The organism is Spirosoma montaniterrae (assembly GCF_001988955.1).
In the GTDB taxonomy this organism is placed as follows: domain Bacteria; phylum Bacteroidota; class Bacteroidia; order Cytophagales; family Spirosomataceae; genus Spirosoma; species Spirosoma montaniterrae.
The window spans coordinates 2,819,745-2,836,254 of the sequence record NZ_CP014263.1 but is presented as its reverse complement, the minus strand read 5'-3'; the positions used below and the strand labels follow the sequence as shown (position 1 = coordinate 2,836,254).

At 54.4% G+C, this 16,510-nt stretch carries 8 protein-coding genes; all 8 read left to right on the top strand.

Annotated features, from left to right (window positions below; genetic code table 11):
- The first annotated feature begins 220 nt into the window (after positions 1–220).
- The 8 genes from AWR27_RS12285 to AWR27_RS12250 all read left to right on the top strand — a co-directional run bounded on the left by AWR27_RS12285 (position 221) and on the right by AWR27_RS12250 (position 16,449).
- A complete protein-coding gene (locus AWR27_RS12285) occupies positions 221–3,460 on the top strand; it encodes a SusC/RagA family TonB-linked outer membrane protein (protein ID WP_232326050.1) in 3,240 nt (1,079 codons plus the stop codon).
- Positions 3,461–3,473: 13 nt separating this feature from the next.
- Positions 3,474–5,369, top strand: a complete 1,896-nt coding sequence (locus AWR27_RS12280; protein ID WP_077131442.1) for a RagB/SusD family nutrient uptake outer membrane protein — start codon at positions 3,474–3,476, stop codon at positions 5,367–5,369.
- Positions 5,370–5,444: 75 nt separating this feature from the next.
- On the top strand, positions 5,445–8,834 hold the full coding sequence (locus tag AWR27_RS12275) for a VCBS repeat-containing protein (protein ID WP_077133956.1): 3,390 nt from the start codon (positions 5,445–5,447) through the stop codon (positions 8,832–8,834).
- A gap of 170 nt (positions 8,835–9,004) precedes the next feature.
- On the top strand, positions 9,005–10,234 hold the full coding sequence (locus AWR27_RS12270) for a vanadium-dependent haloperoxidase (RefSeq protein WP_232326049.1): 1,230 nt from the start codon (positions 9,005–9,007) through the stop codon (positions 10,232–10,234).
- Positions 10,235–10,266: 32 nt separating this feature from the next.
- Entirely contained in the window at positions 10,267–11,970 is a 1,704-nt protein-coding gene (locus tag AWR27_RS12265; protein WP_077131441.1) for an FG-GAP-like repeat-containing protein, read from the top strand.
- 44 nt (positions 11,971–12,014) lie between these two features.
- Positions 12,015–12,656, top strand: coding sequence for an RNA polymerase sigma factor (locus tag AWR27_RS12260; protein WP_083732834.1), 642 nt, complete (start codon positions 12,015–12,017; stop codon positions 12,654–12,656).
- A gap of 90 nt (positions 12,657–12,746) precedes the next feature.
- The gene (locus AWR27_RS12255; RefSeq protein WP_077131439.1) at positions 12,747–13,760 is read left to right on the top strand and encodes a FecR family protein; all 1,014 of its coding nucleotides are present in this window, start codon (positions 12,747–12,749) and stop codon (positions 13,758–13,760) included.
- Between the two features lie 13 nt (positions 13,761–13,773).
- Positions 13,774–16,449: a carboxypeptidase-like regulatory domain-containing protein gene (locus AWR27_RS12250; RefSeq protein WP_083732833.1), complete on the top strand. Its 2,676-nt coding sequence runs from the start codon at positions 13,774–13,776 to the stop codon at positions 16,447–16,449.
- Positions 16,450–16,510: the final 61 nt, after the last annotated feature.

Here is a 16,510-nt window from a genome sequence, read left to right as displayed (position 1 = left end):
GAGTCAATAGCCGCTGACTGTATAGATATTATTAGCAACTCACGAAAAACGTAAATCAAAAAACATCGATAAGTATAAATCTCTTTTTTATTACTTTTCTGCCAAAAAATTGACTGTATCTATTGTGAACCGCAGCACCTGTGTTTATATTTGAGAGGCTGCTACTCGATGTATATACGTTGATTGTCAGTTTATTGCCAACCTCTAACCTTACTTCTCTATGCAAATTCTACGTTCCCGAAGCCGGGGCAGTTTACGCTGTCTCGGTACGCCTGGCCGGTTACTGCAATGGCTGATGTTAAGTCTGCTGATACCGCTTGTTACGTTGAGCCTTCAGGCAGCTCCCCTCGATACCGTCGTAAAAGGGAAGATTACCGACGAAAACGGGGCCGATCTGCCCGGTGTAAGCGTGGTGGAAAAAGGCACTAACAATGGTACAACCTCCGACGGCAAAGGCGAATTTACGCTGAACGTGAAAGGGGCCAGAGCTACGCTTGTTTTTTCGTTCGTAGGCTACCAGCCGCAGGAAGTGGCCGTTGGTACGCGCACAACCATCAATGTTTCGCTGAAACCCGGTGCTTCTACCCTCGACGAGGTGGTGGTAGTGGGCTATGGTACGCAGAAAAAAGCGACCGTAACCGGGGCGGTTGTAGCCGTACAGGGAGATCGTCTCGTGCAGTCGCCTGCTGTTGATTTGTCGAACTCGCTGGCCGGTCGGTTGCCGGGCCTGGTAGTTATTCAGACCACGGGCGAACCTGGTCGCGATGGTGCGCAAATCAGCATTCGCGGTACGAACACGCTTGGTAATAGCAGCCCGCTGATTGTTATCGACGGTATTCCTGACCGCGATGGCGGGCTGGGTCGGCTGGCTCCGCAGGATATTGGCTCGATTTCGGTGCTGAAAGATGCCTCGGCAGCTATCTACGGGGCGCGGGCTGCTAACGGGGCCATCATCGTGACCACCAAGCGCGGCAAAGCCGGCAAACCTGTCATCGATTATGAATTTAATCAGGGCTGGGGCCAGCCGTCGGTTATTCCGAAGATGTCGGACGCCGTGGAGTATGCCAACATCATGAACGAGTTGCCAATCTACAAGTCGATTCCGGCCAGTGAGTGGCAGGCGGCTTCAACGGCCATTCGCACCACCGGCACTTACGATTCGCCAACGTCTGGTGTCAGCACCATCAACGCCAATTTCAGCCCTGAGTCAATCCGTAAATATGCCGATGGATCTGACCCGTGGGGTTTTCCAAATACCGACTGGTTTGGTGCGGCTTTCAGAACATGGGCACCTCAATCGCGGCATAATCTGTCGATTTCAGGTGGTTCAGATGCGATTCGCTACTTCGCTTCGGTGGGCTACGTGTTTCAGGATGCTGTGTATAAAAACTCTGCTACCAACTACAAGCAGTACAACTTTCGCACGAATATCGACGCTACGATCAATCCGTATATCAAAACGTTTATTGGCGTGGCGGCTCGCCGGGAACAGCGTCGGCTACCAACCGAAGGCTCCGGGGCTATTTTCCGAATGCTGATGCGTGGTCGTCCGGGCGAACCGGCAGTGTGGCCCAACGGGCTGCCCGGCCCCGATATTGAGAACGGCCAGAACCCGATTGTGATTACGACCGATGCTACGGGTTATGTCAACGAACCAACCGATTATCTGCAATCGAATGGAAGCGTAGAAATTACCAACCCGTGGGTGAAAGGGCTGAAACTCACACTGATGGGGTCGGCAGATAAAACGTCGGGCACCACGAAGGTCTGGCAAACGCCCTGGCAGCTTTACACCTGGGACCGCATCACGTTCGAGGCCGATGGCCGCACGCCGAAACTGGTTGGAGCCGTTCGCTCGAACTTCACTGACCCGCGTTTACTGCAAGGTCATCGGTCGGTACTCAACACCAACCTGACTGCCTTGCTAAACTACGACTTTTCGCTGGGCGACGGGCATCAGTTCAGCGCGTTGGCGGGTGTAACGCAGGAACGCTTTCAGGGTGAATTTTTCACGGCCTTCCGCCGGAACTTCATCTCGCCCGCTATCGACCAGTTGTTTGCTGGTGGAACCATTCAGCAGAACACCGATGGTAGTGCCTACAACCGCACCCGTCTGGGGTATTATGGCCGGGTGCAGTATGCCTTCAGGGAGAAGTACTTAGCTGAATTTATCTGGCGGTACGACGGTTCATATATCTTCCCGGCGTCGCGTCGATTTGGCTTCTTCCCTGGCTTGCTGGTGGGCTGGAACATCAGCGACGAGAAATTCTTCAACATTAAAGGTGTCGACTACCTGAAACTGCGGGCATCTTACGGTCAGATGGGGAACGATCAGGTGTTCTACAACGGAGCCTTACAGGAATTTGCCTTTTTGTCGTCCTATAGCTTTGGGCAGTACCCCGTTGGCGGAAACGTGGTAAACACGCTGCGCGAAACGGTACTGGCAAACCCCAACTTTACCTGGGAACGGGCCAATAACTTCAACGTTGGTATCGACGCAGCTTTCCTGAACAATAAATTCGACCTGATTCTGGAATATTTCAACAACCGGCGCGACCAAATCCTGATTCAGAAGACGGGATCAACGCCTGCGTCGTCGGGAATCAGCACACTGTTGCCACCTACCAACGCTGGTATCGTGACCAATCAGGGTTTCGAGTTTACGCTGAACTACAACGCCATTGCCACGCCCGACTGGAAACTCAAAGCCGGTATCAATGGCGGCTACGCCCGCAACCGGGTGAACTTCATGGACGAGGTGCCCGGCGCACCCCAATGGCAGCGGATGGAAGGCAAGCCCATTGGTGCATATCTGGTATTTGAGTCAGAAGGCGCATTCCGCGATCAGGCGTCCATTGCCGAAAATCGTATCGACTATAGTGGCGTAACCAACCAACTGCTGCCGGGCGATATGCGCATTCGGGACTACAACGGCGATGGCAAAATTACAGCTGACGATGCCGTTCGGCTTGACAAGAACATCACGCCGACGTTCAACTTTGGCTCGACTATCGACCTGAGTTACAAAAACTTCAGCCTGAACATCCTGTTTCAGGGTGCAACGGGGGCTGCTTTCCGGCTTCAGACCGAATCGGGGGATATTGGTAATTACCTGAAATGGAATCACGACAACCGCTGGACCATCGATAACCCGAGCGACAAATACCCCCGTTTGGCAAGCCGGGGCGATACGTACTACACGGGCGGTAACTTCGGCAACAACACGTTCTTCCTGTTGAGCAAAAACTACGTGCGACTGAAAAACATCGAACTCGCCTACCGTTTGCCTACCGCACTGGTGCGTCGGGCCGGGCTTGGATCGGCACGGGTGTATATCAACGGCCTGAACGTGTTCACGATTGCGGCTCAGAATATTTTCGACCCCGAAACGGTCAACAGTGCCGGGCAGGTGTATCCGCAAACCCGCGTTATCAACACTGGTTTATCCGTAAGCTTCTAACCTATTATTACCTATGAAACGACTGATCATTTCCCGATTATCGGTGCTGGCCCTCAGTTCGACGCTGATTATTGCGGCCTGTAATGATAATATTCTGGAGACCAAACCGCTGGACCGAATTTCGGCAGACGCTACCTGGGCCGATGGCGCACTGGCGCAGGCATTTGTCTTCAACGTGTATTCCTATCTTGGTTATGCTGGTTTTGAAGAGCAGGGCTTGTCGGCAATTACCGACGAAGCCATGTTTACCCACGCCGGGCGAAACATCAATACCTTTACAGAAGGTACTGAAACACCCGGCAACTTAGCCTGGCAGAGTCCGACGTATGAGTGGGGTAACATGTACCTTGCCATTCGGCAGGCTAACATCGCCATTGAGCAGTTGCCCAAAGCTACGTTTACCAACCAGACGCTGAAAGATCAGTTGATGGGCGAAGCACACTTTTTGCGGGCGCATTATTACCAGCAATTAGTCCGGTTTTATGGTGGGGTGCCGCTTATCAGCAAGCCCTACGGCCTGAACGAAGATTACAGCGTGGCCCGGAGCAGCTATGACGACTGCATAAAGTTTATTGTAGCTGATTTGGATAAAGCTGCCGAGTTGCTGAAAGGCAAAACCCTCGAAGATGGCCGCACTAATCGGCTGGCCGCGCTGGCCCTGAAAGCCCGCGTATTGACCTACGCAGCCAGCGATTTGCACGATGCGGCCAAAGTCCGCGCTAAGGTTTCGGTGATGGCGTCGTTTTCAAACCCCGAACTGGTGGCCTATACGTCGGGCGATCAGGCATCACGGTGGCAGGCTGCCCGCACTGCTGCCAAAGCCGCGCTCGATGAAGCAGCCGCTGCCGGGAAAGGCTATAAACTGAATCTGGCCGCACCCGTAACGGCTGCCGAAGGCCGCGCCAACTACAATGCCATTGCAATGGGCGGCAAGAGTGCCGCTGCCGACCCTGCCGGTGCCATTGACCTGATTTGGCAGCGCACCCACACGCCCCTGTTTACGCAGGAAAGCAACTGGCCGCTGGGAGGTATTCACTACGGCATCAACAACGGCCCCAACGGGTATAACAACTGGGCCGGGAACACGCCCATTCAGAACTTAGTCGACGACTTTGAAATGATGGACGGCTCTAAGTTCGACTGGAATAACGCCACGCACAAAGCCGCGCCCTACGACAACCGCGACCCGCGTTTCTACGCCAGCATTATGTTCGATGGTACGGGCTGGAAACCGCGTCCGCCCGCTGTAGCAGGCATCGATCCCGCCAACCAGATACAAACGGGCTTCTACGACGACGGGAAGGGTGGTACGATTAACGGCGTTGATACGCGCGAATCGGCGGTCGAAAACTGGAACGGCACTCGTTCGGGTTACTATACCCGCAAGTTTATCGATAACGACCCGGCTCTGCGCGACAATCAGTCGAGTGCGCAGGTGATTCCATTCCCGTTCCTCCGGCAAACCGAAAACGTGCTGAATTACGTGGAAGCCTGCCTGAATACGGGGCAGGAGGCCGAAGCCCGGCTGTGGCTCAACCGGATTCGGGCGCGGGCCGGTATGCCGCCCACTACCGAGTCGGGGGCTGCGCTGCTGGCGCGCTATCAGAACGAACGCCGGATTGAACTGCAATACGAGGAACACCGCTACCACGATGCCCGCCGGTGGCTGATTGCACCTACAACCGTAGGCCGGGGTATCAAGTCGATCAACGTTCGGGCCACGCTCAGGCCGGGAGCCACGCCTAATGTGCCATATCGGTTCGACCGCTCGAAGTACAACTATACCTACACGGTGGCCGACAATACGCAGAACGAAACCCGACGCTGGAACGATAAGATGTATTATCGACCCATCAGTCGCGACGAAATCAACCGGAACACCAAACTGGTTCAGAATCCGGGGTATTGATTTCTTTTTATCATAACCGCTTCAAAATCAATCCCCAGGATGTATCTTGGGGATTGATTGTTTCTTGTATATCCCATGAATCTTTGTAATCGCTGTGTGTTGATTGGCTTGCTCATCTGGGGGCTTTTTGCCTGTCAGAAAACCGATGAACGAGCCGAAACGCAACCGGTCTCCGGTCCTCCGCTTTTCACGTTGCTAACTCCCGAACAAACGGGCATCGCCTTTCAGAATCGCTTGGACGAGGGGCTGAATACCAACATCTTACTGTATGAGTACTTCTATAACGGCGGGGGCGTAGCAACGGGCGATTTCAACGGCGACGGGCGCATCGATGCGTATTTTACGGCCAATATGGCTGACAACAGGCTGTATCTGAATCAGGGCAATCGCGACGGCGAACCGTGGCAGTTTCGCGACGTTACCGACGCATCGGGCGCGGGCGGGCGACCCGGTCCCTGGAAAACGGGCGTAACGGTTGTTGATATCAACGCCGATGAAAAACTGGACTTGTATGTGTGCTATTCGGGAGCCATGCCGCCCGAAAAGCGCGTCAATCAGCTTTTCGTAAATCAGGGCAACGATGCCAACGGCGTACCGCGCTTTGCCGAACAGGCTGCCCAGTATGGTCTCGACAGTCCTGGCTTCAGCAATCAGGCGTATTTCCTCGACTACGACCGCGACGGCGACCTGGACATGCTGCTGCTGAATCATAATCCCAAAAATCTGCCCATTCTGAACGAAGCGAGTACCGCCGAACTGCTTCGTACCGACGACCCCGAGCGTGGATTGCGGCTCTACAAACAAACGGCGGGCCGTTTTACCGACGTGACGCAGCAGGCTGGCATCAACGGCTCTCCCCTGAGCTACGGCCTGGGGCTGGGTATGGCCGACATAAACGACGATGGCTGGCTCGATTTCTACGTTTCGAACGACTATACAGTACCCGATTATCTCTACATCAACAACCGCAACGGCACGTTTGCCAACGAACTCCCGAACAGTATCGGCCACACAAGCCAGTTTTCAATGGGTAATGATGTGGCCGACGTGAATAACGACGGGCGGGCTGATATTTTCACGCTCGACATGCTGCCTGAAGATAACCGGCGGCAAAAACTGCTGATGGCTCCTGATAACTTTGCCAAGTTCGATCTCAACGTGCGGAGCGGGCTGTATTACCAATACATGCGGAACATGCTGCACCTGAATACGGGGGTAGGGGTTGAAGGGGCAAGGGGTAGGGTGCCGGTATTTTCGGAGGTGGGGCAACAGGCGGGCGTTTCCAATACCGACTGGAGTTGGGCCGCGCTGCTGGCCGATTTCGACAACGATGGCTGGAAAGACCTCTTCGTAAGCAACGGCTACCTGCACGATTATACGAATCTGGATTTTATCAAGTACATGGACGATTTCGCCAAAAGCCGGGGGCGGCTTCAACGGCAGGATGTACTCGAAATCATCAACCACATGCCCGCATCGAACGTAGTTAACTACGTATTTCGGAACGAGGGCGGGGCTTCGTTCGCCAATCAAACACAGAATTGGGGCATGAATCGTCCCTCCAACAGCAATGGTGCTGCCTACGCCGACTTTGATAATGATGGCGATCTGGATTTGATGGTCAATAACATCAATCAGCCTGCATTTGTGTACCGCAACGAGGCCAACGCGCAAACAAAGCATCCGTTTTTGCAGGTGAAACTGCGCGGGAAAGGCGGCAACACGCAGGGCATCGGAGCGCGGGTGACAGTGTATGCCAACGGTACGCAGCAAACCCAGACGCAGACGCTGGCGCGGGGGTATCTGTCGGCAGTTTCGCCTGTGCTGCATTTTGGACTGGGTAAGGCGAAACAGCTTGACTCGGTGCGGATTATATGGCCGTTGGGAACGCAGCAGACCTTTAGGAGTGTAGCGGCCAATCAGGTATTGGAAGCCGACGAAACGAAGGCAAACGAGCAACCTAAAACCGTTTCAACACCGAAACCGCTACTGATGGAAGTAGCTGCCCCATTGGCCTACGCAAACCCGGTACAGGACATCAATGATTTTTACCGGCAATCGCTGCTGACTAACCAACTCTCGCACAGCGGCCCGTGTATGGCGAAAGGTGATTTGACTGGCGACGGGCTGGAAGACTTGTTCGTGGGTGCTTCGGCTCAACAGCCAGCGATGGTCTATGTTCAACAAAAAGGCGGGCGGTTTGTACCGCAGAAATCACCTGCTTTAGACGCTGACCGGGGCTATCACGACTGCGCGGTGGCCCTGTTCGATGCCAACGGCGATGGTTCGCTCGATGTGTACGTGGCAACGGGCGGCTACCACGACATGGCCCCCAACGACCCCCGCCTACAGGACCGACTTTACCTGAACGATGGCCGGGGTAATCTTAGCCACAGCCCGAACGCCCTGCCCGATTTGCGCGTCAGTAATTCGTGCGTGGCTGTGCAGGACGTGAACGGCGACGGTCGGCCCGACTTATTTGTGGGCGGTCGGTTGGTGCCGGGCCGTTATCCCGAAACGCCCAACAGCTACCTGCTCATCAACAACAGCAAGGGGCGGGGCGGTCCTCCGCAGTTCACCGACCAAACGGCAACCTTTGCTCCCGGCCTACGTCAGGTTGGCATGGTGACAGACGCTGTTTGGGCCGACCTGAACGGCGACCGGCGCAACGAGTTGGTGGTAGTAGGCGAGTGGATGCCCCTGACGGTGTTCGCGCTGGAAGGCGGTAAACTAAACGATAAGACAAGCACGTATTTCGAGAAGCCCTATCGGGGCTGGTGGAATAAAATTGCCGCCACCGACCTCAACAACGACCGAAAAGCCGACCTGCTGGTGGGCAACTGGGGCGACAACTCGCAGATGAAAGCCGCTGATAAACAGCCCGTTGAGATGCACTACGCTGACTTTGACGGAAACGGTTCGGTTGAATCGGTTCTGAGTGCGTACATACAGGGCAAAAGCTATCCCTACGTCACCCGCGACGAACTCCTGAATCAGATAAACGGCTACCGCACCCGTTACCCAAACTACGAAAGCTACGCCGACCAAACGCTCGACCAGATTTTCGACCGTAACGCGCTCGCCAAAGCGGAGCATCTGACGGCCAATCACCTGCAAACGAGTTGTTTTCTGAGCAGCGCGTCGGGCCGCTTTACGGTGGCGAAACTGCCCGAACAGGCGCAGTACGCGCCCGTACATACGATTACGACGATGGACTTCGACCGCGACGGCCTTACCGACGTGCTATTGTGTGGCAATACTAATTTCGCTAAAATCAGGCTCGGTAAAATGGACGCCAACTATGGTGTACTGCTGAAAGGCAACGGACGGGGCGGTTTCCAGTATGTCGATCAACGCCGGTCGGGTCTGGCTTTGAAAGGCGACGTGCGGGCCGTGGTGCCGGTTAACAACACGCTTTTATTTGGGATTAATGAGAAGAAACTGGTGGCGTATCAATGGAAATGACCCCACCCCAACCCCTCCCCGTTAGGGAGGGGCTTACTCGCGTAAGCTTTTTTAAAAGCCCCTCCCTAACGGGGAGGGGTTGGGGTGGGGTTTTACTCACCCTTACTCTCGGCTGTTCGGCCCCCAAACCGCCCCTGCAAGACGTGGACGTAGCAACGGCATGGGCCGATATGACCCTGTATATAACCAAAAATACGCCAGCTAACTCGCCAACCTATGCGTCGCGCTGCTTGGGCTATATCGGACTGACGATGTATGAGTCGGTAGTGGCGGAAAGTGCTGATTATCAGTCGCTGGCGGGGCAGGTGAACGGGTTGGCAACGTTGCCACAACCCGAAGCCGGGAAGCCGTATCACTGGCCTGCGGCACTGAACGCCGGGCAGGCATACATTCTCAAAAGCCTGTATAACCAAACGTCGGATGCCAACAAACTAAAAATAGATTCGCTCGAACGGGCCGTACAGGAACGGCTGGCAGTAGCCAACGACGCGCAACTCAGCCGGTCGGTGGCGTTTGGGCGGGCTGTGGCCGAGCGCATTTTTGCGTGGTCGAAAACCGATGGCGGACATCGGGGCTACCTGAAAAATTTCGACAAAGCCATGAAGCAGCCTACACATGTAGGCTGCTGGAAACCACCCCTTTACGCGCAGTCGTTCAGCCATTACCCGCTGCATCCGCACTGGGGAAAGAACCGGACGTTTCTGGCTTCCGACGCGCAGATTTCGGCCCCAACCTTTATTCCCTACGATACGTTGCCCACGTCGGCTTATTACCGACAGTTTAAGCAGGTCTACGATAAAGAACGCACGCTGACGCAGGCTGAAAAAGAATGTGCTATCTGGTGGAGCGACGACCCCGACGAAACGTTTACGCCCCCCGGTCATTCGTATTATTTAGCGACGCTTGCCATTCGCAAAACCCGGCCTTCGCTCGTGAAGTGCGCCGAAACCTACGCCCGTGTGGGTATGGCCGTGGCCGATGCATTTATCAACTGCTGGAAGTGGAAATACGAGTTTTTTACCGAACGCCCCAACACGTTTATCCCGCAATACATTGACCCTCAGTGGGATTCATTCTGGCCGGAACCTCCTTTTCCAGCTTTCCCGTCGGGCCACGCCATTCAGGCAGCCGCAGCCGCTACCGTACTGACCAACCTCTACGGCGACCGCTTCGCCCTGACCGACAGTGCCCACGCCGGACGCCCGCGCGACCGGCTCCGCAACACCGAGTTCAAGGTTCGGCGGTTTAGTTCGTTCTGGCAGGTGGCGCAGGAAACCGCTGATTCGCGCTTTTACGGCGGTATTCATACCCCGCAGGATAATCAGGCCGGGCTGGAAAAAGGAAAAACCATTGGCGAACATATCAACGGGTTGCCCTGGCGTGTTGCGCCAGTTCCATAACCTATATTAGCGCACCGATACCGTAACCAAGTATGCTCTCTAAACTCTTCATTCTCTGCTTTTTATCGGCTCCCCTATTTGCCCAGCCCCTGTTTAAAGACGTAACACAGGAAGTAGGTGTCAACCACCAGTTTCGGGTATTTGAAGGCATGTTTGGCGGAGGAGCCTGCGCTTTCGACTACGATAATGATGGCGATCAGGACCTGTTTATCACCGGCGGCATGAACGACGACGTGCTGTACCGCAACAACGGCAAAGGCCAGTTTGCGAATGTCTATGAGAAATCTGGCCTAAGCGTGACGCGCGGATTCGTGACGCAGGGCGTAGCAGCCGCCGACGTGAACCGCGATGGTTGGGTCGATTTGTTTGTGACGACGATTACAACGAAGGGTAAAAAACAGCCCATTCCCCGCGCCCGGAATCTATTGTTGCTTAATAACGGCAACGGCACCTTCCGCGATGCGACGCAGGCATATGGTCTCGATCAACTGATTGCGTTCAGTACTGGGGCAAGTTTTGGTGATGTTAACGCCGATGGTTATCCCGATCTGTATGTAGGCAACTACTTTAACGCATTCACCGGCAACCTGACGTATATCAACGACGCCACCATCGTTAGTGCTACGCAAACGGCAAAGGGCTATCTGCTTATCAACAAAGGCGGCAAGCGGTTCGAGGATTTGTATGACGATTACGGACTGACACACAAGGGGTTCGGCTTCGGAGCAATCTTTACCGATTACGACAACGATGCCGACCAGGACCTGATGGTAAACCATGATTTTGGCTATAAACGGACGCCTAACCTGCTGTTGCAAAACCAGTTTTCTGACCGGGAATTTCGCGACGTCGCTCCTGAACTGAAACTCGACCTGCCAATTAACTCGATGGGTACGGCAGTGGCCGACGTCAACAACGACGGGCTGCTGGATTACTATTTTACGAATATCCGCTTCAACCGTATGATGGTGAGTCAGGGACCGGGTAAGCCGTATCTTGATAAAACCCGCGAGATGGGTATGACCTGGATTGGCATTAGCTGGGGAGCCAATTTCGCCGATTTCGACCATGACGGCGACCTTGATTTATTTGTTGCCAACGGCGATTTGAACCCCAACTGCGTACCGATGGCCGACTTCTATTTTGAAAACGTGGGAAACCGCAATCCGGCTCAGCCGCAGTTTCAGGACAACGCGCACCTGCATGGACTAAAAGACTACGGCATTGGGCGCGGCTCGGTAACGTTCGATGCCGATAACGACGGCGACCTCGACCTGCTGGTGGTGAACCAAAAACCCGTACTCGACTATCCGGTACCTTCAGTTACGCACTTCTACCGAAACGATGGGGCCAAAGGCAACTGGCTGAAAATTGCCCTGAAGGGCTTACAGGCCGAATCGCATGGTATCGGTTCGCGGATTGAGGTGGTAGTGGGCGGTCGGCGGATGCTGCGCGAAATCGACGGGGGCGCATCGAGCCATATCTCGCAAAACTCGACTATCGCGCACTTTGGCCTGGGAAATACTGCGGTTATCGATTCTATCATCGTCACCTGGACGGGCGGCAAGCGGCAAATTCTGACTAAGCAGAAAATAAATACCTTACTGACCATCAGCGAAATACCGGAGGAGTCGGCTATAAATTGGTCTTTGCTGGCTGTGGTTGGGTTACTTGGCGGGCTGTCTGTATTTATGGCGATGCGATACCGGCACGGGCGTGTTGTTCGGCATAGTTAAACAAAACTGATTTTGTTTGGTTGGAGACATATACCGTTGCTCGTATGGCCCCACCCGATACACAACCGACCGTCATGGCCGTTAGCCTGCAAACGCTGTGGGCGGGCATCCGTCAGCGTGACTCGCAAAGCTTAACCAACCTTTACCGGCAGGTGTATACAGATCTGCTCAACTTTGGTATGTATTTCGGGCACGATGCCCACACGACCAAAGATACCATCAATCAAATTTTTCTGGAAATTTGGGAGAAAGGCGAAACGCTGATGCCAGTCGACAATGTACGGTCGTATCTGATTACATACTTGCGTCGGAAACTGATTCGTGAGTATGAATATGGCAACCGCCAGACCGAACTGACCGGCCTTGAACCAGCCACCGAGCGTTCTTACGAAGACGTAATCATAAGCCAGCAACAGGACGAACACGTTCGGGCGCGACTACGGGCAGCACTGACACAACTGACACCCCGGCAAAACGAACTGATTCAGATGCGTTTTTTCGAGGGACTGTCGAACGAGGCCATCAGTCGGGCAACGGGTATGCATGTCAACACAGTATATAACACCATGTCAGCGGCTCTGAAAACGCTGCGGCAAACGCTTACTCAGGAAGAATATTATACGCTGCTGGCCCAATGGCCTTTCTGGTTGGGTTTGGGGGCTTCTGCCGAATTGCTGATTTTGTGAAAAGAATAGCTGGTAGCCTGTGAGATTTAGGCAGTAAATTGCACTATAAACGAACGCGATACCTGACTTGTCGCCTGTTTTATAGTAGGAATGAACTACAACGATTACTCGATAGATGATTTTTTGTTAGACGACCGCTTTTTGGCCTATTGCCAGGGGAGCGACCCGGAAGCTGTGGCGTTCTGGACCGAGTGGCAGCAAACGCAACCGCCAAATCTGGCCGTGTTTCGTGAAGCCGAACGTTTGCAGGCCATACTCAGCGGCCATAAACCCCGATTAGATACGTCGTTGCAGGAGTTAGAGCAACTGCTTACTCCGTCGCAGGAAGCAAAGGTAGTGCCACTGCCCGTAGTAGCCCGACCAGTGCGTTCAGGCTATGTGCGTTGGTGGATGGCAGCGGCATCGGTCGTACTGTTGGTCGCAGCGGGCTGGTTTGGTCTCGATTGGTGGCGAAATCAATATATTGCCTACGAAACGGCTAACAATCAGCAACAAACGGTACGGCTGCCCGATGGTTCAACGGTTGTACTCAACAGTCATTCTACATTAAAATACCGCCGAAATGCCTTCACCAACGTGGCCCGAACGGTCGAACTATCGGGTGAGGGCTTTTTCGCGGTTCGGCACTTGTCTGGCGATGCGCCGTTTCGGGTTGTGACCGATGGCGCGTTCGACGTGCAGGTGCTCGGAACAGCGTTTACCGTACACAGTCGCCCGTCATTAAGCCGTGTCGTGCTTAATACGGGTAAGGTGCAGGTAGATTTTCATGACCAACGAACCGACCGGACTTTGCGCCCCGGCGAGCTGGTAGAAGTAATCACGGGTTTGCCCGACGTACAGCAGCGTAGCGTTCGCCCTGAGCAGTACGACGCCTGGACCCGACAGCAGTTTGTGTTCAACGAAACCAGGATGACCGACGCGTTGCAGATGGTTGAAAATCAGTTTGGTGTTCAGGTAAGGGTGGGCGAGGGGGTAGTAGCCGGACGTAAGCTTAGCGGAGTAATGCCCATCGACCGGCCCGAAACCGTGCTGAACGCGCTGGCCGAACTGAACCATCTCACGTTGCAGAAAACGGAAGATGGCTATTTGCTGGTAAACAAATAACGACCCGAACGGCATGAAACTGGCGTATATGACCCGGTTTGGGTACAGGCTTTTTTCGGGCTTTCTACTATTCAGTCTGCTGCTTGCTACACAAGACGTGGCAGGACAGTCAGGTATGCCTCTGCGTGACGCCCTGCGAAAGCTGAACCAGAAACGCGGCATTTTCTTTCTCTACGATCCCAATCACATAAATAGCTACTATGTATCGGGGCGCATCAGCGAAAAAAAGCCCGTCGAAACCGTGTTGCAACAGTTTCTGACGGGCACTAATCTTTCTTTTCGTAAAATTGGCGATTGTTACCTCATTGAACCCGTCGCAACGGGTACATCGCCCGATACGGTGACGAATGTAGCTCGCAAACGATTTACAATCAGTGGTTTTGTGACAGAGCAGGCGAGTGGCGAACGGCTCGTTGGAGCTACGGTTTCCATATCCGACAAATGGGGAACCACTACCAACAACTATGGTTTCTACTCGCTGACCATTCCAGAGGCCGACGCCCACGACCTGATGGTGTCGCTCGTGGGCTACCAGCGATTTTATCAGCGCGTTCGGCTTAATCGCTCCATACAACTCAACATCGAACTGACGCCCAACACGGCCCTTGATGAAGTAGTACTTACCGCCGAAGCTACCGAACAGGCGTGTAATAATCCGCAAACGGGGCAGCACAATCTGCCGATGGCACTGGCCGAAAGTGTACCGGCAGTAGCTGGTGAAAAAGATATTCTGAAAACACTTCAATGGTTGCCCGGCGTGCAGAAGGGGCTTGATGGGCAGGTGAGCCTGCACGTGCGCGGGGGCGGGGCCGACCAGAATCTGCTCATTCTGGATGAAGCTCCGGTTTACAATGCCAACCACCTGTTCGGGTTTTTCTCGGTTTTTAACGTCGATGCGCTCAAGAACGTGCGGCTGCAAAAAGGAGGTTTTTCGGCGCGATATGGCGGGCGGCTGTCATCGGTACTGGATTTGAGTATGCGGGAGGGCAATCAGCAGCGATTGCAGGGGGAGGTTGGCACGGGGTTGGTGGCGTCGAAACTGATGATAGAAGGGCCAATGCTGCGTAACCGGGCGTCGTTTTTGCTAACGGCTCGCCGAACCAATTTTCCGACAGCGTTGGGCGGTTTTGTGGCTGGGTTGCTCAACGACAATTCCGGAGCCAATTGGCGAGCGGGCTTCTACGACCTCAACGCTAAAATAAACGCCGAACTCAACCCGCGCAACCGACTGTATCTGAGCGGCTATTTCGGGCGAGATTTCTTCACCGGCACCGACAGCCTGACGCATAACCGGCTCTGGGAAAATGCCGTTCGATGGGGCAACGCCACCGGCACACTCCGCTGGAATCACCTGTTCAGCGAACGGCTATTCTCCAATGTATCGCTGATTTACAGCAACTACGGTTTCTCGACGCATACGCAGCACGTGCCAACCGTAACGTCCCCGGCCTCGACATCGGCCCAACTGTGGCGGTATTTCGATGGTCTGACTGATTATACGCTGAAATATGACATGGATTATTACCCTAATCCAGCGCATCAGCTTCATGCGGGGCTGGTGGCTACCCAACGTATGTATCAGCTCAACGGTATCGAAGTCAATGACCCGGCCAACACCTTACGGGTAGCGCATGTGGCCCCGGCCCGGTCGCTCGAAACGGCTCTATACGCCGAAGATACCTGGACACCGGGTCGGCGTCTTACCGTACACGTGGGTGGGCGGGCTACGCTCTATCGCATTCATCAGCAAACGTATTTCCGGGCTGAGCCACGTGTGTCGGTGTCGGCTAAACTCAACGAAAAGATGGCGTTGCGGGCCTCTTATTCGGAAATGAATCAATTTATTCATCTGCTCTCAAATACGGGGCAGGGCCTGCCTACCGACTTGTGGGTGCCTGCCACGGCCCGGCTGAAACCGCAGCACGCCCGGCAGTTTGTGCTGGGATTGGTGCGAGATCTGACTCCGGCGGTGCAGCTAAGCATCGAAGGCTATCAAAAACAGATGAACCATATAATCGGTTATCGTCCTGATGCCGATTTTATTGGCCTAACCAGCGCACAGGATGCCAACGATATTCGCTGGGAGCGTAACGTGACGAGCGGACACGGCAGCGCGTCGGGCGTGGAGGTGATGGTGCAGAAACGAACCGGCAGGCTGTCGGGCTGGGCTGCTTATACGTGGTCCATTGCACGCTGGCAATTCGACGAACTGAACAACGGCCAACCGTTTTACCCCGCCCACGACCGGCGGCATTCGGTATCGTTCGTAGGTTCATACAACGTCACGCCCACGTTGCGGCTATCGGCAAACTGGACGTACAGTTCGGGTAATCCGCAGTCGCTGCCTGTGTCGGGCGTATCAAGTTTCGGGCATTTGGGCCTGGGCGGTGTAGCTGCCCCGAACACGCCGGGCGGGCAATTATTTGGTAATGAGCGTGTACTGGTGCAGGCAAGAGGGCTGACAAACAACTTCCGGGCCGAACCATTTCATCGGCTCGACCTGGGCATACAGAAGACGTTTAAGGGTACACGTTTGGCGCACGTACTGGAAGCCAATATTGTGAATCTCTATGGTCGGCGCAACCCATTTTATTATGATTTGCAGCTCAATGCCAACCAGCAACTGACGTTGCAGCGCGTATCGCTGTTTGCCTTCTTGCCAGCGTTGAATTATACGCTACGGTTTTAATAAATTGCGCGGGCTGGTACAGCGAAAGGCCGCCCCACTGTGAGCGCAAATTGGTGATAGA

Excerpts from the sequence above, each read along its gene's own strand:
- AWR27_RS12285 (WP_232326050.1), top strand. The coding sequence starts at position 221 with ATGCAAATTCTACGTTCCCGAAGCCGGGGCAGTTTACGCTGTCTCGGT.
- AWR27_RS12280 (WP_077131442.1), top strand. The coding sequence starts at position 3,474 with ATGAAACGACTGATCATTTCCCGATTATCGGTGCTGGCCCTCAGTTCG.
- AWR27_RS12275 (WP_077133956.1), top strand. The coding sequence starts at position 5,445 with ATGAATCTTTGTAATCGCTGTGTGTTGATTGGCTTGCTCATCTGGGGG.
- AWR27_RS12270 (WP_232326049.1), top strand. The coding sequence starts at position 9,005 with ATGACCCTGTATATAACCAAAAATACGCCAGCTAACTCGCCAACCTAT.
- AWR27_RS12265 (WP_077131441.1), top strand. The coding sequence starts at position 10,267 with ATGCTCTCTAAACTCTTCATTCTCTGCTTTTTATCGGCTCCCCTATTT.
- AWR27_RS12260 (WP_083732834.1), top strand. The coding sequence starts at position 12,015 with ATGGCCCCACCCGATACACAACCGACCGTCATGGCCGTTAGCCTGCAA.
- AWR27_RS12255 (WP_077131439.1), top strand. The coding sequence starts at position 12,747 with ATGAACTACAACGATTACTCGATAGATGATTTTTTGTTAGACGACCGC.
- AWR27_RS12250 (WP_083732833.1), top strand. The coding sequence starts at position 13,774 with ATGAAACTGGCGTATATGACCCGGTTTGGGTACAGGCTTTTTTCGGGC.